The organism is Photobacterium sp. OFAV2-7 (assembly GCF_022347985.1).
Classification (GTDB): domain Bacteria; phylum Pseudomonadota; class Gammaproteobacteria; order Enterobacterales; family Vibrionaceae; genus Photobacterium.
The window spans coordinates 1-19,277 of record NZ_JAKRFQ010000011.1; the positions used below are offsets into that span (position 1 = coordinate 1).

Annotated in this window: 23 protein-coding genes; 11 read left to right on the forward strand and 12 right to left on the reverse strand. The window is 48.1% G+C overall.

The features are described from left to right. Positions 1–515: ribonuclease PH (gene rph, locus MHN01_RS02370; RefSeq protein ID WP_239409867.1), on the forward strand; the 515-nt coding region annotated here is incomplete at its 5' end. 117 nt (positions 516–632) lie between these two features. Next, complete coding sequence (pyrE, locus tag MHN01_RS02375) at positions 633–1,274, forward strand: orotate phosphoribosyltransferase (RefSeq protein ID WP_075763022.1); 642 nt, start codon at positions 633–635, stop codon at positions 1,272–1,274. Positions 1,275–1,462: 188 nt separating this feature from the next. Here pyrE and slmA read toward each other — a convergent pair whose 3' ends face one another. From slmA to coaBC, 3 genes are all read right to left on the reverse strand, one after another. Continuing rightward, positions 1,463–2,053, reverse strand: coding sequence for a nucleoid occlusion factor SlmA (slmA, locus tag MHN01_RS02380; protein ID WP_075763021.1), 591 nt, complete (start codon positions 2,051–2,053; stop codon positions 1,463–1,465). A 248-nt stretch (positions 2,054–2,301) separates the two neighbouring features. Then, entirely contained in the window at positions 2,302–2,757 is a 456-nt protein-coding gene (dut, locus tag MHN01_RS02385; RefSeq protein ID WP_160652628.1) for a dUTP diphosphatase, read from the reverse strand. A 10-nt stretch (positions 2,758–2,767) separates the two neighbouring features. Then, positions 2,768–3,982: a bifunctional phosphopantothenoylcysteine decarboxylase/phosphopantothenate--cysteine ligase CoaBC gene (coaBC, locus tag MHN01_RS02390; protein WP_239409868.1), complete on the reverse strand. Its 1,215-nt coding sequence runs from the start codon at positions 3,980–3,982 to the stop codon at positions 2,768–2,770. 210 nt (positions 3,983–4,192) lie between these two features. Here coaBC and radC point away from each other — a divergent pair, with 210 nt between their 5' ends. The 6 genes from radC to MHN01_RS02420 all read left to right on the forward strand — a co-directional run bounded on the left by radC (position 4,193) and on the right by MHN01_RS02420 (position 8,067). Further along, entirely contained in the window at positions 4,193–4,867 is a 675-nt protein-coding gene (gene radC / locus MHN01_RS02395; RefSeq protein ID WP_239409869.1) for a DNA repair protein RadC, read from the forward strand. 172 nt (positions 4,868–5,039) lie between these two features. Continuing rightward, positions 5,040–5,276, forward strand: coding sequence for a 50S ribosomal protein L28 (gene rpmB, locus MHN01_RS02400; RefSeq protein WP_075763017.1), 237 nt, complete (start codon positions 5,040–5,042; stop codon positions 5,274–5,276). A 13-nt stretch (positions 5,277–5,289) separates the two neighbouring features. Beyond that, on the forward strand, positions 5,290–5,457 hold the full coding sequence (gene rpmG, locus MHN01_RS02405; RefSeq protein ID WP_004405486.1) for a 50S ribosomal protein L33: 168 nt from the start codon (positions 5,290–5,292) through the stop codon (positions 5,455–5,457). Between the two features lie 154 nt (positions 5,458–5,611). Further along, entirely contained in the window at positions 5,612–6,094 is a 483-nt protein-coding gene (locus MHN01_RS02410; RefSeq protein WP_239409870.1) for a hypothetical protein, read from the forward strand. Positions 6,095–6,113: 19 nt separating this feature from the next. Further along, on the forward strand, positions 6,114–6,926 hold the full coding sequence (mutM, locus tag MHN01_RS02415) for a bifunctional DNA-formamidopyrimidine glycosylase/DNA-(apurinic or apyrimidinic site) lyase (protein WP_239409871.1): 813 nt from the start codon (positions 6,114–6,116) through the stop codon (positions 6,924–6,926). Between the two features lie 136 nt (positions 6,927–7,062). Next, the gene (locus tag MHN01_RS02420) at positions 7,063–8,067 is read left to right on the forward strand and encodes an NAD-dependent epimerase (protein ID WP_239409872.1); all 1,005 of its coding nucleotides are present in this window, start codon (positions 7,063–7,065) and stop codon (positions 8,065–8,067) included. 75 nt (positions 8,068–8,142) lie between these two features. On the opposite strand, the gene coaD is transcribed toward MHN01_RS02420, so the two are convergent. After that, positions 8,143–8,640 carry a pantetheine-phosphate adenylyltransferase gene (gene coaD, locus MHN01_RS02425; RefSeq protein WP_239409873.1) on the reverse strand — a complete coding sequence of 166 codons (498 nt, stop codon included), beginning with the start codon at positions 8,638–8,640 and terminating at the stop codon, positions 8,143–8,145. Positions 8,641–8,780: 140 nt separating this feature from the next. Between coaD and MHN01_RS02430 the strand changes: the two genes are divergently transcribed. Further along, positions 8,781–9,812 carry a glycosyltransferase family 9 protein gene (locus tag MHN01_RS02430; RefSeq protein ID WP_239409874.1) on the forward strand — a complete coding sequence of 344 codons (1,032 nt, stop codon included), beginning with the start codon at positions 8,781–8,783 and terminating at the stop codon, positions 9,810–9,812. On the opposite strand, the gene MHN01_RS02435 is transcribed toward MHN01_RS02430, so the two are convergent. After that, positions 9,781–10,566: a glycosyltransferase family 2 protein gene (locus MHN01_RS02435; protein ID WP_239409875.1), complete on the reverse strand. Its 786-nt coding sequence runs from the start codon at positions 10,564–10,566 to the stop codon at positions 9,781–9,783. The genes MHN01_RS02430 and MHN01_RS02435 overlap by 32 nt on opposite strands. Further along, positions 10,563–11,627: a glycosyltransferase family 9 protein gene (locus tag MHN01_RS02440; protein WP_239409876.1), complete on the reverse strand. Its 1,065-nt coding sequence runs from the start codon at positions 11,625–11,627 to the stop codon at positions 10,563–10,565. The genes MHN01_RS02435 and MHN01_RS02440 overlap by 4 nt, the downstream gene beginning before the upstream one ends. Positions 11,628–11,705: 78 nt before the next feature. Between MHN01_RS02440 and MHN01_RS02445 the strand changes: the two genes are divergently transcribed. After that, positions 11,706–12,410, forward strand: a complete 705-nt coding sequence (locus MHN01_RS02445) for a 3-deoxy-D-manno-octulosonic acid kinase (RefSeq protein WP_239409877.1) — start codon at positions 11,706–11,708, stop codon at positions 12,408–12,410. Between the two features lie 54 nt (positions 12,411–12,464). Further along, entirely contained in the window at positions 12,465–13,265 is an 801-nt protein-coding gene (locus tag MHN01_RS02450) for a glycosyltransferase family 32 protein (protein WP_239409878.1), read from the forward strand. Between the two features lie 63 nt (positions 13,266–13,328). On the opposite strand, the gene waaA is transcribed toward MHN01_RS02450, so the two are convergent. The 6 genes from waaA to MHN01_RS02480 form a co-directional block, all read right to left on the reverse strand. Next, entirely contained in the window at positions 13,329–14,603 is a 1,275-nt protein-coding gene (gene waaA, locus MHN01_RS02455; protein ID WP_239409879.1) for a lipid IV(A) 3-deoxy-D-manno-octulosonic acid transferase, read from the reverse strand. 13 nt (positions 14,604–14,616) lie between these two features. Next, on the reverse strand, positions 14,617–15,645 hold the full coding sequence (waaF, locus tag MHN01_RS02460) for a lipopolysaccharide heptosyltransferase II (RefSeq protein ID WP_239409880.1): 1,029 nt from the start codon (positions 15,643–15,645) through the stop codon (positions 14,617–14,619). 69 nt (positions 15,646–15,714) lie between these two features. Beyond that, positions 15,715–16,392: an acyltransferase gene (locus MHN01_RS02465; protein WP_239409881.1), complete on the reverse strand. Its 678-nt coding sequence runs from the start codon at positions 16,390–16,392 to the stop codon at positions 15,715–15,717. A gap of 20 nt (positions 16,393–16,412) precedes the next feature. Beyond that, a complete protein-coding gene (locus MHN01_RS02470) occupies positions 16,413–16,967 on the reverse strand; it encodes an acyltransferase (protein ID WP_239409882.1) in 555 nt (184 codons plus the stop codon). A gap of 266 nt (positions 16,968–17,233) precedes the next feature. Beyond that, positions 17,234–18,064: a glycosyltransferase gene (locus MHN01_RS02475; protein WP_239409883.1), complete on the reverse strand. Its 831-nt coding sequence runs from the start codon at positions 18,062–18,064 to the stop codon at positions 17,234–17,236. After that, positions 18,057–19,271, reverse strand: coding sequence for an O-antigen ligase (locus MHN01_RS02480; RefSeq protein ID WP_239409884.1), 1,215 nt, complete (start codon positions 19,269–19,271; stop codon positions 18,057–18,059). Before MHN01_RS02480 ends, MHN01_RS02475 begins: the two co-directional genes overlap by 8 nt. Between the last annotated feature and the right edge of the window lie 6 nt (positions 19,272–19,277).

Consider the following 19,277-nt stretch of genomic DNA (forward strand, 5'->3'; position numbering starts at 1 on the left):
GCGCACCCCATGCGCGCAGCCGCCGTGAAGCGGCCAGCGGCAAGCAAGGCGGCCGTACCATGGAAATTCAGCGCCTGATTGCCCGTAGCCTGCGTGCGGCGGTAGACCTGGAAGCCCTTGGCGAGCAGATGATCACCGTTGACTGTGATGTTATCCAGGCTGACGGTGGTACCCGTACGGCTTCTATTACCGGTGCAATGGTTGCTCTGGTTGATGCTATCAACTACATGATCGAGAAAGGCCTGCTGAAGGAAAGCCCGCTGAAGGGAATGGTGGCGGCTGTGTCGGTCGGTATCTATAACGGCGAGCCGATTTGCGATCTGGAATATGTCGAAGATTCCGCTGCCGAAACCGACATGAACGTGGTGATGACCGAAGAAGGCAAGATGATCGAGATCCAGGGTACGGCAGAGGGCGAGGCCTTCAGCCACGAAGAATTACTGGCGATGCTGGCACTGGCCAAGTCCGGCATTGACGACATTATCAGCGTTCAGAAGCGAGCGTTGGAAAATTAATTATTGAGCGACTCTATTGAGTCGCTTTTTTTTGTCTAAATTTTGGTGAGAGAGTGTGAACCCGCCAAATTTGGACTTTGTGTAGCAGTACTAATACCGATAAAGATAGGAGAAACCATGAAAGCATATCAGCGTCAGTTCATCGAATTCGCCCTGGAAAAAGGTGTTCTTAAGTTTGGTGAGTTTACTCTGAAATCTGGCCGTAAGAGTCCGTACTTTTTTAATGCGGGCTTGTTCAATACAGGTCGTGATCTTGCACGTCTGGGCCGTTTTTACGCTGAAGCTTTGGTGGATGCAGGCATCGAGTATGATGTGCTGTTTGGCCCTGCGTACAAGGGGATCCCGATTGCTACCACCACGGCGGTTGCACTGGCTGATCACCATGATGTCGATACGCCGTATTGCTTCAACCGCAAAGAGGCGAAAGCGCACGGTGAGGGCGGCAACCTGGTCGGCAGCGCGCTGGAAGGCCGTATCATGCTGGTTGACGATGTGATCACGGCAGGAACGGCGATTCGTGAATCGATGGAAATCATTAAGGCCAACGGTGCTGACTTGGCCGGTGTACTGGTGGCGATTGACCGTCAGGAAAAAGGCAAGGGTGAGCTGTCGGCGATTCAGGAAGTTGAGCGCGATTTCGGCTGTGCGGTGATTTCCATTGTGTCGCTGGGTGATGTGGTGAGCTACCTGGAAGAGCAGGACGGTATGGAAACACACCTTGAGGCGGTGAAGGCGTACCGTGCTGAGTACGGGGTGTAAGAGAGGTTCTAGGAACGGCAGGTGCTAGGTTTCTAGGAAGAGCAAGAGCTTGGTTCACAGTCTAGATTCAGTGAGCTAGTTTCTAGCTCCTAGGACCCAGTACCCAGGACTTAAAATCAAAAAAGCGGGTGGTACTTACCACTCGCTTTTTTATCTCGATACTTGCGCCTCGGAGCTCGGTCTTGGACTTAACCTAGCTCTGCACTCAGCAGTCGCCAGTAGTCGTCAAAGCTCTCGGTCGGCTTGTACTTGAAGTTTGAACGTACAAAGCGGTTGAGGCTGCCTTCTACCTGACCGAGCAGTTGTGCTGCCAGGATGCTTTCATCGACAGGGAAGCCTTTGCCTTCGCGTAGCTTGCGTTCACGCAGGATTTGGCGAAGCTGGGTTTCGATACGCTCGAATAGCTGGTTGATCCGAGCCTGGAGGCGGTCTTGTTCGAACATCAGGGCGTGGCCGGTCATAATGCGGGTCAGGCCTGGATTGCGTTCGGCAAAACCGAGGATTAATTGTAGGACCATGCGCAGGCGGTTAAGGGTGTCCTTTTCATCATCGAGAATGCGATTGATGCGGGTGGTGATTGAGTCTTCGATAAATTCAATCAGTCCTTCGAACATCCGTGCCTTGCTCGGGAAATGGCGGTACAGGGCGGCTTCTGAAACACCAACCTGTGCTGCCAGCTTGGCGGTGGTAATGCGTTGACTGCCCTGGGCAGACTCCAGCATTTGCGCCAGCGCTTGCAAAATTTCTTCGCGGCGATTGTTTTTTTTATTGCCAGCCATGAATAACCGTTCCTTTTCGAAATGAGTCTGTTGCCGACAGCGCTAACCTGCCGATCAAACCCGCTTATCTTAGCGATGCTGCCGCGCCGTGAAAAGCGCTGGCGTTAGATACTGATCTCTTTATCGGCAAAAAAAGCTCAACCTGAAGCGGTGAGCTTTATATTTGATCTGATTCGACTAATTCGTCATCAGCCTTGAAACCAGTTCTGAAACCAGCCCTGAGTCGAGGGCGAACTGCCGGAGCGTACTTATTGGCGACCGGAGTGACCGAATCCGCCTTCGCCGCGGTCACTGGCATCGAAGTCCGACACGATATTGAAGTCAGCCTGCACCACAGGGACAAAGACCAACTGGGCAATACGATCGCCCGGCTCGATACTAAAGGTGCTGTGGCCGCGGTTCCACACCGATACCATCAACTGGCCCTGATAATCCGAGTCGATAAGCCCGACCAGGTTACCCAGTACGATACCGTGCTTATGGCCAAGGCCCGAGCGAGGCAAAATGGTGGCCGCCAGACCCTGATCGGCAATGTGGATAGCAATGCCTGTCGGGATCAAGTGGGTTTGGCCGGGTTCGACGGTCAGTGCTTCGTCCAGGCAGGCACGGAGGTCGAGGCCTGCTGATCCTTCCGTTGCGTAGGCCGGAAGCGGAAACTCGTTACCGACGCGCGGGTCGAGGATTTTCAGGTCAATGTTCTTCATGCGTGTTCTCTTAGTGTTGTTTCGCTTTAAACTGGTCAATGATTTCGCTGATCAGCTGCTGGCCGAGCTCTTGCTTTGATGCCAGTGGCAGTGGCTTGTCGCCTTCAGGCCAGTACAGGTGCAGGGCATTGCTGTCGCTGTTAAAACCCAGGCCTTGCTGGGAGACATCATTGGCACAAATTAAATCCAAGTTTTTGCGACTCAGTTTGCCGCGGGCGTATTGCTCTACGTCCTGGGTTTCTGCGGCAAAGCCGACGGTGAAGGGACGGTGTTGTGCCAACGCTGCCACGCTTGCCACAATATCCGGGTTTTTGACCAGCCGAAGGACCATTTCGTCTTCACCGGATTTTTTCTTCATTTTCTGAGAGGCGATTTCAGCCGGACGAAAATCGGCTACGGCGGCGCAGGAGATGAAAATATCATGGTTGGTTGCTGCGTCCATCGCTGCCTGGTGCATCTGCTCGGCACTTTCGGTGTTGACTCGCTCGACGCCTGCCGGAGTGGCCAGATTGACCGGGCCACTGATCAGGGTGACGTGTGCACCGCGCTTGGCGGCGGCCTCGGCAATGGCATATCCCATTTTGCCGGAGCTGTGGTTGGTCAGGTAGCGAACCGGATCGATGGCTTCCCGGGTTGGACCTGCCGTGATAGCAATCTTGATATTGGTTAAATCAACTGGCTGAAAGAAGTCCTCGGCACGGTGAACCAGATCCATCGGTTCGAGCATGCGTCCCGGGCCGACATCGCCGCAGGCCTGCTCGCCGCTGGCCGGTCCCCAGATATGGAAACCACGTCGTTTCAAAGTGGCCAGATTTTCCTGGGTAGCAATATTGCTGTACATCTGCTGGTTCATCGCCGGGGCGACGGCAATCGGTGAGTCTGTGGCAAGGCACAGGGTGCTGAGCAGATCATTGCCCATACCGGCACCGATGCGGGCAATCAGATCGGCTGTTGCCGGTGCCAGCAGGACTAAGTCGGCCCATTTGGCCAGTTCGATATGGCCCATAGAAGCTTCGGCTGCCGGATCAAAAAGGCTGTCAGAAACAGGGTTTCCCGACACCGCCTGCATGGTGAGCGGAGTAATAAACTCCTGGGCGGCCTGGGTCATCACGACACGCACCTCGGCGCCACGCTCTATTAAACGGCGCGTCAGCTCTGCACATTTATAAGCTGCAATACCGCCGCTGATCCCCAGAAGTATTTTTTTTCCTGCCAGTGTTTCCATTGTTCTGCCTGTCTCTGTGAGCCAATTCAATCAGGCCAACAAGATAGCACCAAAGGCCGTGAGATTCACCGTCCGAGATCAAGCTACAACCGGCGGCGGGATGTAATGCAAGCCGAGGATATTTTTGCGAAGGTTTTCTCACAAGCCGTGTCAGGTTCTTGTTTTGATGTCTGCAAAGCCCTTTTCTGTAGCAATAGATTGGAGGGCATTATGTCTTTGAAGCAATTACCATCGGCTTCCCGCCCGCGGGAAAAACTATTGTCGCACGGCCCTGAGGCCTTAACGGATGCCGAGCTGCTGGCTATTTTCCTGCGGACGGGTATTGCCGGCATGAATGCGATCGAGCTGGCGACATCGCTGCTGGATCAGTTTGGTTCGCTACGGGCCTTGCTGGCGGCAAGTAAGGAGGAGTTTTGTCGGCATAAAGGATTGGGGCCGGCGAAGTATGCCTTGCTTCAGGCTGTATTGGCGATGAGTCACCGGCATTTTGAAGAGACACTAAAGAAAGATGATGCCCTGACCAGTCCGGCCCATACCCGTCGTTATCTGAGCCAGAAGTTGAGGGACCGACATCGTGAAGCATTCTATGTGCTGTTTTTGGATAACCAGCATAGGGTGCTGACCGGCGAGGTTCTTTTTGAGGGGACAATCGATGCTGCAAGCGTTTATCCACGGGAAGTTGTAAAAAGATCACTGGAACTTAATGCAGCCGCGCTCATTTTAGCGCATAATCACCCGTCAGGCGTAGCAGAGCCGAGTCAGGCAGACCGTCGAATTACACGAAGAATCAGCGATGCGCTGGCCTTAGTCGATATTCGCATCCTAGATCATTTTGTTGTTGGCGATGGGGAGATAGTTTCTTTCGCTGAACGAAATTGGCTATAAAATAGTCAAAATTCGATCAAAAAGTTGAGAAAGGACTGCTCGGGACTTGAGCAACTGGTTTTGACTTAGTATAATGCGCGACCTTTGATAGCTGTGGTTGTATGTGAAAAGTTTTTTCGCATTGAATTAACCATGGTAGATATCGAGCTGAAACGATTTGGAGAAGACAGTAATGTCCCGAGTATGCCAAGTAACTGGTAAGCGTCCTGTAACGGGTAACAACCGTTCACACGCACGTAATGCCACCAAGCGTCGTTTTCTGCCGAACCTGCAAACTCATCGTTTCTGGGTAGAAAGCGAAAAACGCTTCGTTAAACTACGCCTTTCTGCGAAAGGTATGCGTATCATTGATAAGAAAGGCATCGATGCCGTTCTTGCTGATATGCGTACTCGCGGCGAGAACGTTTAAGAGGATTTGAACAATGGCTAAAGGCATTCGTGAGAAGATCCGTCTAGTATCATCTGCTGGTACAGGCCACTTCTACACTACCGACAAAAACAAGCGTAACATGCCAGGCAAATTCGAGATCAAAAAATTTGATCCTGTAGTTCGCAAGCACGTTATGTACAAAGAAGCTAAAATCAAGTAATTGATTTTTTCTGTTCTTTGATAAAAGCCCGGCATTTTGCTGGGTTTTTTTATGCCTGCAATTTACCGGCCGTCGCACTTATCCGATACCGTGCGCAGCGTGCTTTGGTGTTATATTCATAGAGAAGTCAGACTGGGACTACAGGGGAAGAACTATGGGGATAAAGCTGTCACGACGGGGCTGGAACAACGTTATTATTATTTCCGTCGTTTTGTTTATTGCTGCTATCCAGTTTCCCGAGCTGATCCGGGCACGGCTTGAGCCCGAGGCATCGCAGACATCACCGACGATACAATCATTACTGCCCGAACAGGCCGTTATCTCGCGGTTGGTTCTGCCACAGCATGTTTTTACTGCCCAGGATGGCCGTTGGATTGTCGATCCTCAGATCGAGCAGCAGCCCGGTACGGTTATCGAGCATTGGCAGTCGATTTCCGGTACGCTGGTCGATGATGCAACCATGGAGCAGCTCAAGCCCCAGTTGAATGCGCCGAAGACAGTTGAGGTATGGCTGCACGCTGCCGATGAGCCGGTACGGGTAACCGTCTATCAGCTGCCGCAGTTTTGGCTGCTGAAAAGCTGGCAGGGCAACTGGCTGGCGATTTCTGTCGACGAATCTTATCTGTTCCCCCACTGATTGTTTTTATGGATTGAACATGCCTGAATTACCTGAAGTTGAAGTCAGCAGAATGGGGATCACCCCTCATGTTACTGGCCATCGTGTGGCTGAAATCATTGTCCGCAACCCTAAACTACGCTGGCCGGTGCCCGATGATATCCGCCAGATAGAAGGCCAGGTGATCCGTAAGGTCAGCCGGCGAGCAAAGTACCTGCTGCTTGAAACGGATATCGGCTACGCCATTGTCCATTTGGGGATGTCAGGAAGCCTGCGGGTGCTACCGGCCTCGGTGCCGCCGGAAAAGCATGATCATGTGGATCTGGTGCTGTCGAGCGGCGAGGTGCTGAGATATAACGATCCGCGGCGGTTTGGCGCCTGGTTGTGGCAACAGCCTCTCGACGAAGAGCATACGGTGCTGAGCAAGCTCGGTCCCGAGCCGTTAAGTGAGGCATTTACCGCTGATTACCTGTTTGACAGGGCGCAGGGAAAGCGAACGGCTATCAAGCAGTTTCTGATGGATAACCAGGTGGTGGTGGGTGTCGGGAACATCTATGCCAACGAGTCCCTGTTCAGTGCGGGGATCCACCCGAAAAGGGCCGCAGGTAAAATCTCCCGGCAAAGGATGGAAGTGTTGGTAGCTGAGGTGAAAGCCGTCCTGGCGTTTGCTATCGAGCAGGGCGGAACGACCCTGAAAGACTTCAAAAATGCCGATGGCAAACCGGGCTATTTTGCCCAGGAGCTATTGGTGTACGGGAAGGGCGGTGAGCCATGTCCGCGTTGTGACAAGACGCTGAGCGAGATGAAAATTGGCCAGCGAGCAACGGTCTATTGCTCTGACTGCCAGACATAACTGATGTGTTTGTCACCGGTTGGCTTTATTCATACCTTGGTACCATAGCGAAGTAGTCAGTCTATCACTATGATTCAATGGTGATTGTATAGATTGATGATGTGTCGTGTTGGCATATCTGCTGGGAAGGGAATATATGAAATATCTTGTCACGGGTGCCGCTGGGTTTATCGGCAGTGCGGTTTCTGAGCGCTTGTGTGCACAGGGGCATGAGGTTATCGGTATCGATAATATCAATGATTATTATGATATAAACCTCAAGCTGGCGCGGCTGGATCGTCTTCATCATCCGGCCTTTCGTTTTATCAAAATGGATCTTGCGGATCGTGACGGGATGGCCGGGTTGTTTGCCGATCATCATTTTGATCGGGTGATCCACCTTGCCGCTCAGGCTGGGGTACGCTATTCCATTGATAATCCGATGGCGTATGCAGACAGTAATCTAGTCGGGCACCTGACGATTCTTGAAGGCTGTCGCCGGCATAATATCCAGCATCTGGTATATGCCTCCTCAAGCTCGGTGTATGGCCTGAATCAGAAGATGCCGTTTGCGACGACAGACAGCGTGGACCATCCTATCTCGCTCTATGCGGCAACCAAGAAATCCAACGAGCTGATGGCTCACACCTATTCCCACCTGTACGGTATTCCGACTACCGGTTTGCGCTTTTTTACTGTTTACGGGCCATGGGGCAGGCCGGACATGGCGCTGTTTAAGTTCACCAAGAAGATTGTTGATGGCGAGCCGATTGATGTCTACAACCATGGTGACATGCGCCGTGACTTTACCTATATCGATGATATCGTCGAAGGGATCATCCGTATTCAGGATGTGATCCCTGAGAAAAATACAGAGTGGACGGTCGAGGCGGGCACGCCGGCTACCAGTTCTGCTCCCTACCGTGTCTACAATATCGGCCACGGCAGCCCGGTGAAGCTGATGGCGTTCATCGAAGCGCTGGAAGAAGCATTGGGTATTGATGCCAGAAAAAATTTAATGCCCATGCAGCCTGGCGATGTATATGCCACCTATGCCGATACGGAAGACTTGTTCAAGGCCATTGATTATAAGCCGACTGTGTCAGTGAAAGACGGGGTGAAAGCTTTTGTGGACTGGTATAGGAAGTTTTATTTGGTGTAGCCGGAACCGTGTGCGGTACGAGAGTGAGAGAAACAATTAAGGAGGCTAATGCCTCCTTTTTCTTGCAAGCTGTTTTTATTTACCGTGGAGCTTTTCCAGCAGGGCGTCGGTTATTTCCGGGTCGACAAACTGGCTGACATCGCCGTGATGCAGCGCGACTTCTTTGACAATGGTCGAGGAGATAAATGAGTTCTCTTCCGCCGGGGTCAAAAATACCGTCTCGAGCTCCGGCATCAGGCGGCGGTTCATGTTGGCAAGCTGGAATTCGTATTCAAAATCAGACACGGCTCGCAGTCCCCGTACCAGGATATTGGCCTGGTATTCTTTGGCAAAATCGACCAGTAATCCTGAGAAGCCGACGATTTCGACATTCGAGAGGTGCCGGGTGATACGCTTGGCAAGCTGTACCCGCTCTTCGAGATCGAACAGGGGTTTCTTGCTCGGGCTGAAAGCAATGCCGACAACGACATGGTCAAACATCGCAGCAGCGCGTTCGATGAGATCAAGGTGCCCGTTGGTGATGGGATCAAAGGTGCCGGGATAGATGACACGGGTATTCTTATTGTGCTTCACAAGGAGATCCTCAATACAAAGATGACGTTATGCTATCAAAAAAGCAGCGGGCTGCTCCATCTTTCACGCCAATTGCTATGGTTAATTTTTCCCTATCTTGTATTATCCGGACGGATTGGTTTTAGTTGGAACAAGGTGCTATGAAGAAAGTTCTCGTTGTGCGAAATGATAAAATTGGCGATTTCATGCTGGCCTGGCCCAGCTTTGCGATGCTCAAGCAATCACTGCCAGAGTGCAAGGTAACTGCTCTTGTTCCGAATTATACCGCGCCGGTTGCCAGGCTTTGCCCGTGGATTGACGAGGTGATGATCGATCCGACGGCAAAATCGAGCAAGGCAGAGCAGGTTGAGCTGGTTTCAGATATCAAGCAACAAGGTTTTGATGCGGCAATCTGCCTGTTTTCGAATGGCTATAACGCCAAACTGCTCTGGAAAGCCGGGATCCCTTACCGCCTGGCGCCTGCCACCAAGCTCGCACAGTTATTGTTCAACCGTCGCCTAAAGCAGCGCCGATCTCGCTCGGAAAAGCCGGAATTTGAATACAACCTGGATTTGATTCGCTACTTCCTGGCGGATAACCAGATTGACTGTCACGAGCCGCAGGGGCCGTATCTGACCTTTGGTGAAGAGGTACTGGCGGCACAAAAAGAGAAACTGGTCGCGCAGCTGGCTCTGGATAGCGGTAAACCGTGGTGCTTTATCCATGTCGGCAGTGGTGGTTCGGCCAATAACTTGTCGCTGGCGCAGTATGCCGAGCTGATAAAAGGCGTAGCAACACAGCAGCATTGTGAATTTGTACTGACTGCCGGACCGGGTGAGGAAGCGATGGCGGCGTCGCTGTATGCCTTAATCCAGGCAGAGGTATCTGCCTATGTCTACGACAAGAACGACGGCCTGCAAGATTTTACTCGTTCTCTGGCGTGTGCTGATTTGTTTATGGCCGGCTCGACTGGTCCGTTGCATATCGCGGCTGCACTTGATGTGCCGACGATTGGTTTCTTCCCGAGTAAGCGTTCAGCAACCCCGTTGCGCTGGAAGACACTGAATACTGCCGGGCGTCATTTGGCGTTCTGTCCGCCTGCCGGCAAGGAGCAGGAGACGGACATGGGACTAATTGAGATAGAGGCGGTACTGGAAAAAGCTAAGCCTTGGGTGGCTCAGTACTGCTCCTGATCCACAGGTCGGCATATTTCACGAACGTGGAGTGTGCCGATAGAATTGATAGCAGGAAGCCCTGCTTGCCATCAAGAAAGCCCGCTCTAAGGACATACATTTTCAGGAAGCAGCCAATAGCGTGCAACAGGCCCTGGCCGATGCTGCTTCGTTTGCCGCGCTTTTCCCGCTGCTCAGCCCAGGCTTTGGCATAGCCGGCCGATTTTACCAGATAGTGGTGCAAGTCATTGTAGGTAAAGTGCAGCAGATCGCCGTCCAGAGGCTGTACTGTCATCTCCGGGGATAGTTCGACCTTTTCGTGCACCAGATCCTGGTTGTACTGGGTCAGCTTGGTCGGATAGAGACGGTTGACGCGATCCGGGTACCAGCCACAGTGGCGGATATAGCGGCCAAACACCCAGCTCAGGCGTGGAATACTGTATACCGTCTTGTCCTGAGGGGATGAGAGCACGTCCATGATGTTCTGCTTGAGCTCCGGAGTGACTCGCTCGTCGGCATCTAGCCACAAGATGTAGTCAGACTCTACATGGCTCTGTGCCAGTCGGCGCTGGGGGCCGAATCCCGGCCAGTCGGCATTGATGAAGAACTTATCGGTATACTGACGGGCAATAGATTCCGTATTGTCAGTACTTCCGGCATCGAGTACAACAATTTCGTCTACCCAGCCTGTGACTGATTCCAGGCATGCCTGTAAATTGTCGGCTTCATTTTTGACGATCAGCGCAACAGCAAGGGTCGGCTTAGTGGCACTCATTTTGTCTCCTTAAGGATATGAAAATCAGATAGGGCTTTGTCGAGCATGGTAATGACGGCTTCGGCACGAATGCGTTGCATCGCTTCGGGATCTTTGACCCGACTTCGCCAGGACTGTTGGCTTAAAGGCTTACCGGTTTCTGCCTCAATGGCTTCCTGGTAGGCGCTGACAACGTAATCCAGGTACCGATAGGGACCGGTTCGCTTCGGATTGTGATGGGCGTAAAGGCCGATTACTGGTGTGTTGGCGGCAACGGCCATATGGGCCGGGCCGGTATCGGGCGCAATCACCAGATCAGCTTGTGCCAACAAGGCAAGCATTTGTTTCAGACTACTCTTTCCGACCAGGTTGGTCAGAGGCACGTTGCTCAGTTCGCAGACCCGTTCGGCCAGCTGTATTTCGACCTCGGCCGGACTACCGGCCAATATGACTTTCATTCCACTGGCGACTGCATGTTCGGCAACTTTTGCGTAGCCATCAGCAGTCCAGTTTTTGAATGCCTTGCTGGCTGCAGGCACGATAACCAGTATTGGTGCTGAATCTGAGTATTGCTTGGTCCAGTCTTGATCTGCCTGAGAGAGCTCAAGCTCCCAACGGGGATTGGTATCTTCAATGCCAATGGTCCGGGCAAAGGCCATAAAGCCATCCAGGACATGGGGAGAGTCTGGTGACGTCACCGGGGTGTTGATGAACCAGTTTTGCAGATCACTACTTCGGGTTTTATCGAAACCGAGGCGATATTTGGCACGGATCCCCAGGCTGGCAATACTGGCCCGCAGCGCCGTTTGTAAATGCAGCAATGCATCAAAGCGTTCGCCACGAAGCTGTTTCCATAGCTGGGTATAACCTTTCAACCCCTTTTTTTTGTCAAAGGTGATGACACGTACACCGGGTAAGTCACCCAGCAGTTGTGCTTCCGCCTTCCCCATGACCCACGTAATTTTCGTTGTGGGCCATTGACGCTGAATTGCCTGAACCATGGCGCTGGCATTGCACGCATCGCCGATTGCGGAAAGACGGAGGACACATAATGAAGACGGAGGAGACGAAAATAGGGCCATATACAATTGCTCTGGAACTCATTAACCTGCATTATGCAGCTGGGATTTAAAATTGTAAAACGACTCATCTTAACGATTATGCAAGTATTGTCACTTAATGGAAGCCGGATCTGGTTTGATGATTCGCTACTTAAAACAGACCCAGCACGCTGCTTTGATCCAAATTACTGGCAGCAGCAGGATGCGATTACCGGGCAGGCTAGTGGTCGTGGCACTACATACTTTATTTCTACTCCTCAATTGCCGATGGCCCTTCGTCATTACTGGCGTGGAGGATTATTGGGAAAGCTGGTGAAGGATCAGTATATCTTTACCGGCTGGGGAAAGACCCGTTGTGCTGAAGAGATCAAATTGTTGCAACTCTTGGCTGAAGGCGGTGTCAGAGTGCCAAGGCCGGTGGCGGCCAGAGCGGTAAGGTGCGGGTTGACATACAAGGCTGATATTCTCACCGAGCAGGTTGCCAATGCCAGGGATCTGGTTGCTGTGCTGCAACAGCGAAAGCTGTCTGAAAGTGAGTGGCGGGATATCGGACTGTTAATTAGGAAAATGCATAACCTGCAGGTATGCCACACTGACTTGAATATTCATAACATATTATTGGATGGTAAGGGGCAGTTCTGGCTTATCGATTTTGATAAGTGCTATCAGAGCAAGGGCGACAAGTGGAAACAAGGCAACCTTGATCGGCTGCAACGCTCGTTGAGGAAAGAGGTACAGCGGTTTTCTATAATATGGGATGAGAGCGAATGGAATTGGCTATATAACAGCTATAAAGAAAGTTAAAGACTTTTGAAAAGTAAATATTTTTGACGTGAATTAGTGGTAGAAAGTAAAACTATGAATGCAGTTATTTTATTGGTTAACCGGTTAAGCAAAGTGATTGGCAACATCTGTAAGTTGCTCTCGTATCCATTCCATCTTTTGTTCCCTAAAAAACGGTTTGAAATACCATCGTATTCGCGAGCCAAGGTATTATCGAGCAAAACATCTGATATCCCGAAAGTGATCTGGCAAACCAACTTTTCGAACAAATCTACGCTGCCAGTTTATCTCAATTACTTGTTTAATCGACTGATGTCACTGGATCATGACTACTATTATGTAGACAATGAGGGGATTGAAAAGTTTATCAGAGAGAACGCTTCGGAAGAGGTCTATGAGTGCTATAAAAGGATTAATGATGGTGCGGCAAAGGCTGATTTATGGCGATTAGTCGTTCTTAATGTTAAAGGTGGCGTATACCTTGATATTGACGCCAATCTGGTTTGGCCACTATCTAAAATTACCCAAGACCAGAGTCAAATATTTATTAAAAATAAACAAGATAGTCAGATTACTAACTTTTTCCTTGCAACAGCGCCCAATAACCCAATTTATCAGAAAACAATCGACCTTATTGTCGACAATATAAAAAACAGGGACGAAACCAAGGGAGTCTACTCAACAACAGGCCCGCAAGTGCTAAGTGATGCTCTTGAAGGCGAAGAAGGTGTCGAGTTCAGAAGTTACCGCTATACCTGTATTCAAGGCAGTTTTACCAATGAGCACTTCCAGTATCTTGATAAGCCTAGAGGAAAGTGGATCCATACAGCGCCAGAAGATTTGATCAAGGGCGAAAACACGCAATCGAAAGATTAACGAGTCGTTGAGATTTTTGTAAGCCAATGCTCAGTCCTTTGCGAAAGGACTGAGCATTGTTCGTTAATGGGTAAGCACAGGCTTGAGATTGTTTACTGTTTTTTCAATCGCGCCCTGGTTCTGTATCACCACCTGCAAAGCTTGCTGCCCAGTCTCTTCTCGTGATACTTCATCTTTGAACCAGACGATGAGCTGGGCGGCTATTTCCTTGCTGTCCTGGCAAACCACAGCTCCATTGTTGTCGAGCAGCTGCTGGGTGATATCCGTGAAGTTGAAATAGCTGGGGCCGGTGATAATGGGTTTGCTAAGTGCTGCCGGTTCAAGCAGGTTATGGCCACCCACTTTATCTCCAAGCAAACTACCGCCTATGAAGGCAATATCAGCAGCCGCCAGCAGGACTAACATCTCGCCCATGGTGTCGCCCAGGTAGATATCGCAGTTATCGGGTATCCCATCGGTGGCCTCGGTACGACGAACAACCGTTAGCCCACTTGCCTGGCAGAGATCAGCAACCTCAGTAAAGCGTTCGGGGTGACGAGGCACCAGAATAAGTATCGAATCTGGTACTTCTGCTCTGACTTTGGAAAAAGCTTCAAGCAGTTGCTCATCCTCTCCACGGTGAGTACTGGCTGCAATCCAGACGGGGCGATGCTGTCCAAGGAGTTGACGGAGCTGGTTGCCATTCTCGTGGATTTCCTGGCTGACGTTGATATCAAACTTTACCGAGCCGGTCACGGCGACCTGCTTTTCACTTAACCCTAATTTCACAAAACGCTCGGCATCATCGCTGTGCTGGCACAGAAGGTAGTCGATGTTGTTTTTGACAATGTCAAAGAGTCGTTGCACCTTTTTGTAACGCCGAAAGGAGCGCTCCGAAAGCCTGGCGTTGAGAACATAGACGGGAAGACCAGCCTGTTTGGCTTGAGCAAGCGTATTCGGCCATAGCTCCGTCTCCATAATGAGCAATGCTTTAGGTTTTGTAATACGCAAGAATTTATTTATAGCCCAGCTAAAGTCAAGGGGCATATAGCGATGTTCAATACGCCCCGGGAGTTTCTCTGCCTGCTCGGCACCCGTGCTGGTGGTTGTGGTGATCAAAATGGCTTGTTCAGGGTAGTCACGCTGAATAGCTTTAATCAGCTGCGTTGCCGCGATGACTTCACCGACTGAAACCGCATGTATCCAAACCGGGTTGTTGTGTTGCAAAGGCGGACATTGGCCAAAGTGCTCATGCCAGCGTGAGCCGTAGGCCGGCTTGTCATCCTGCGACTTGTATAATTTCTTCAGAAAGAATGGTGTCGCAAGATATAGTAAGATTGAATACAGACTGCGAATCATGGATGTAGACCTATTATGAAGAAAGCTTGCCGATGGCCTCTATGACTCGAGATGGTGGCAGTTCATTGAGACATTTCAAGTGGCCGTAAGGGCACTCACGTTTGAAGCAAGGGCGACAGCTAATGTCGGTGTGAACGATTTCTACTTGCTGTGAAAGCGGCGGAGTGTAATCCGGTGAGGTCGATCCATACACGGCGATAATCTTGGTACCAACAGCCGCGGCGATATGCATTAAGCCCGAATCATTGCTTATCACGATATCACAACTTGCCAGCAGGTCGACGGCTTCAACCAGTTGCGTTTTTCCTGCCAGGTTGGCACAGTGTTGGCGTAGCTCCGGGGCTATTTGCTGCTGAATGTCTGATGTGACAGCTTGGTCTTTATTCGAACCAAACAGCCATACTTGATAGCCTTGTTGAATCATCTCACTCGCAACTTGTGCAAAATACTTGTCAGGCCAGCGTTTGGCTGGGCCAAACTCGGCACCCGGGCACATTCCGATTATTGGGCGGGTTAAATCAAGGCCAAGGTGCTCGATACAGTGCTGTTGTGAAGCTCTGTCGACGAGTAGTTTCGGTTGGGGGATAGCGGATAGACAGCTGCTGTCACCCATATCTTGCTTTTGGTAGGCTAGGGCACAGTAGCGCTCGACCATCAGGCCAAAGTCTTTTTTGTTCGTTCGGATATCATTGAGCAGCCCATAGCGCGATTCGCCCTTCCATCCTGTACGAGACGGAATACCCGCGAATAAAGGGATCAAGGCTGATTTGGCCGAATTGGGAAGCACATAGGCATGGGTGTACTGCGCTTTACGCAGTTTCTTGCCGAGCAGGTAACGCCCTTTGAGATTGAACTCACCGTGGCCGATCGGCATCTCGATGGCATTATCGATCTCGGGCATGCGTTCCAAAATAGGTCGGCACCAGGCCGGTGCCATGACATCAATCGATGCATCAGGGTGCTGTTGTTTCAAACTTATATACAGTGATTGGGACATCACCATATCGCCCACCCAGGATGGACCTATAATCAGAATTTTCATTTTTACCACCGAAGCTGAAAGACTGCACATCAAATTGACAATTTAGGAATTTTATATGGATTATCATTTTTAATGAATGAATTTTTTATCATTCATCGAAGAGATCGCTTTGGCAGGGTTACCGCCAATAATAATATCACCATCAGTAAAGCCTGTTGTAACATTCGAATTTGCAGATACAACAGTATTATTATTAATAGTTACACCTTTTAAAATGGTGCTTTTGGCACAGATCCATACATCGTTACCTATCTTAATCGGTTGATCTGGGTTTGTTTGGATGCTATTTCGATCAACAATGCTATGAAGGTCTGTATCCATAAATAGAGTTTGCCAAGATACCAAAGAGTTGCGCCCAAAAGATATGCGATGGTTGCATACTATAGTGGCTTCTCCTGTAAAGTTGCTACCTTCACCAATCTCAAGGTTACCTCTCACATCAAGTTTAGTCCCTGTCCCTAATTTTACGCGAGGGTGAAAGGTTATAATGCCACTACGAGAAAGATTCCAAAGTGCACGAGATTTAGCAGGATCTGCGATTTGAACTTTGCCGAAACCAATTCTAATCTTCCCTGTTTTAATGTTTCCTTTAAGAATGACTTTTCCATCTAGTTTTTCGAATTTCACACGATGACTTACAATAACTGGAAACTTAATAGCTTGATCAGCTGGAAAGTAATAAAAATTAAACAATAGTGTTTTTGGGATTGCTCTAAGATAATAATATATTTTTTTCACTGCTTTCATTATGATATTTCCTGTGTTGGCTAAAAGGTTAGTTCTTCGTCCCAATTGATGTTATCTTTTATTTCAACTGCAGGCACACCGGCAGCTACTTTATTACTCCCAATATTTCTAGTAACAAGAGAGTTAATACCTACAACAGAACCGTTACCAACACTACACCCTTTAAGAATTGTCACACTATCTGCTAACCAAACATGCTCACCAATAGTGATACTTTTAGCTTGATTAATTCTTTTACTATCATGAATGATATCATGGCCGTCACTTGTCATAATTTTTATATTTCGAGAAAACATAGAATTTTTTCCAATAGTGATTGAAATATCTTTTTCTCGCGAAGAAAAGTAACAATTTTCGCCAATTACACTATTTTTTCCAAATGTAATTGAGCAGTCGTCGCCATTAATCTCAATTATAGACCCTTTTATATTTACGCCATCTTCTATAGTTAGTCTGTTATTTTTGCCTTTTATTGAAATGTCACAATTCCTTACCCTTGATTTTTTTGATATATCAATGAGGTTGTTTTTTTGGACTCTTACCTTGTTTCGTAATTTAAATAATAATGAATTCATACTTTATTTTCTCTCTTTGTCATTTGATAATAATACCAAAAAACAACCAAAAAGTAGGTGATTAGTGTGATAGTAAAATCAATAATACATTAGCTATTTGTATAAATGTGAAGCTGATAGCGAAGTTGTTCGATAGGAACTTACTCTTATTTTAGGTAATACTTGACCAAATTGTTATTGACTCTAATAAGCATTGAAACTGAGGGGGTTATTGGTTAATTATGAGTAAGAAAGCACCTGTCGATTAAATACAGGTGCTGAATTGGTTATTTTTCTTTGTGGATGCCGAACTTTGTATAGCTCTCTTTACATTCTTGTACTTGCTGGAATATATCCTTGTTGACTTGTGAACGAGGCAGTTCTTTATGGTAAAGATGGATTTGATTAGCCATGAAAAAGATATTTTTAATCTTAATTCCAGCTAATCGGAACCGATACTCAATGTCACTATCTTCGCCAACTCCGGGAAATTCATATCGCTCATCAAACCCATTAATCTTTAACATATCTGATTTATTAACTGAAAAGTTGCAACCAACAACACCTTTAACTTTTCTACTTGGTCGATTCAGATATGAAGATAAAGTAGGATTGGAAATGTTGAAACCTTTTTCAATATTCTTTCCATTTCCCAAAAGATAATCAAAAATTATTGCTGTAAGATAAGTTTTGAAAAGCTTGTTTGGTTCATCATGCTTTTTGTTTTTTATCTTCTCACTAACTTTTGGTGAAAGATCTGCCCTTCTCCCATTTAAACACGTGTTTGGTTCAGCTTGACTAAGATGATCAATAACAAAGTTACTCTGAGGAATGCAGTCGCCATCAATAAAAATTAGATAATCATTGTTTGCCTTTAATATAGCCTGATTAAGGATCTTATTCTTACGAAAACCTTTATCTTCTTGCCAGACATGATGAATATTAAATTTGTAGCCGCCAGCAAGTTCTTTTACTTTGGCCACGTTTTCATCTGTTGAGCCATCATCAGCGATAACAACCTCAAAGTTGTTGTCATATTGATTGTTCAAGGCTGTTAATATCATTTCAAGACTTTTTACATTATTGTAGAAAGCAACAATGATACTGGCTTTAAGCATGAGTATTCTCCTGCAGGCGGGGAAGCGAGATAGAAATAAAGTAGAACATACAAATTGTCTGGTATTCTAGTTGGTTAGTATAAAAGATACCGACAATAAAAAAGGCGAGAATGACACATAACCCTGAATACTTAATGTTCGGGCTTGCCTTGAAAATATTTTTTGCAATTAAGGCAATGAGCAGTAGAAAAAGTAGTTCATAGACCACACCAAGCTTGTTAGCAGCATCTAGAATACCATTATGGTTATCCTGATAAGAAAAAAAAGAATAATCATTAACTATATTTTTGTTAGTCGAGTTAATAAACAATGTGTATTCTTTTTCGAAGTTAATTGGACCATTACCAAAGAAGAAAGCTTTGGGGTTGTTGTTATATTTATCCTGAACAAATAGATATCCCGATTTCCACATCTTTAGTCGGGCAGAGTTGGATTCGTTGCTTGTGGTATCTGTTATGCTGACAATCCTGTCTTGTATGACACTGGCCTTAGAAGGAAACATAAACATTAGTAGTGGTAAAATTACTAGCATAGCAGCCGACAATTTAAAGAACATATCTCGCTTATAAGCGAGGAGATATAATACGGAAACAATGAATGTAGCAACCATCCCACCTCTTGAACCGCTAAGTACCAGGCAGACAAAACCGACAAAAATCAAGCCTAAAAAGAGGAACCTGCGCTTTTGGGGTTCTTTATCGTCTAAGGTGAGGGGGATTAAGAAAACGATAAAGTAGGTAAGGACTTCTGACCAGCGACCAACATCAAGGAAGCTGGCAATCCTTTCCCCCTGCCAGGTATCAAGGCTGATTGCTTGATAGATGGTATATAGGGCGGCAACAACGAAACCGGCACCTAGTGATCTAATGGCTAATTCCTTATTCTCTTTTCTCATATTGAGTATAAAGAGGCTGGGAATAGCCAGTAAAAATGCCGCTTTACGGGCAAAGTAGATTGTATCGGCAGAGCTAGACGGGTAGATGACTGTAGACAACAAACCGATGACATACAGAGCTATGGATAATATGAATATATTGCTGTTAGCTAGTTGTGCTCGATACTCTTTATTACTGATACATGAGTAGATTAAGAGTAGTAAGAGCAGAACCACAGAGATGTTTAATCCGGCTTTTGATGTGAAGACAGATAACCCGAAGAAGGCAATGATGGCTTTTTCGAAAAAGTTGATATTTATAACACTTTTCATTGTTTC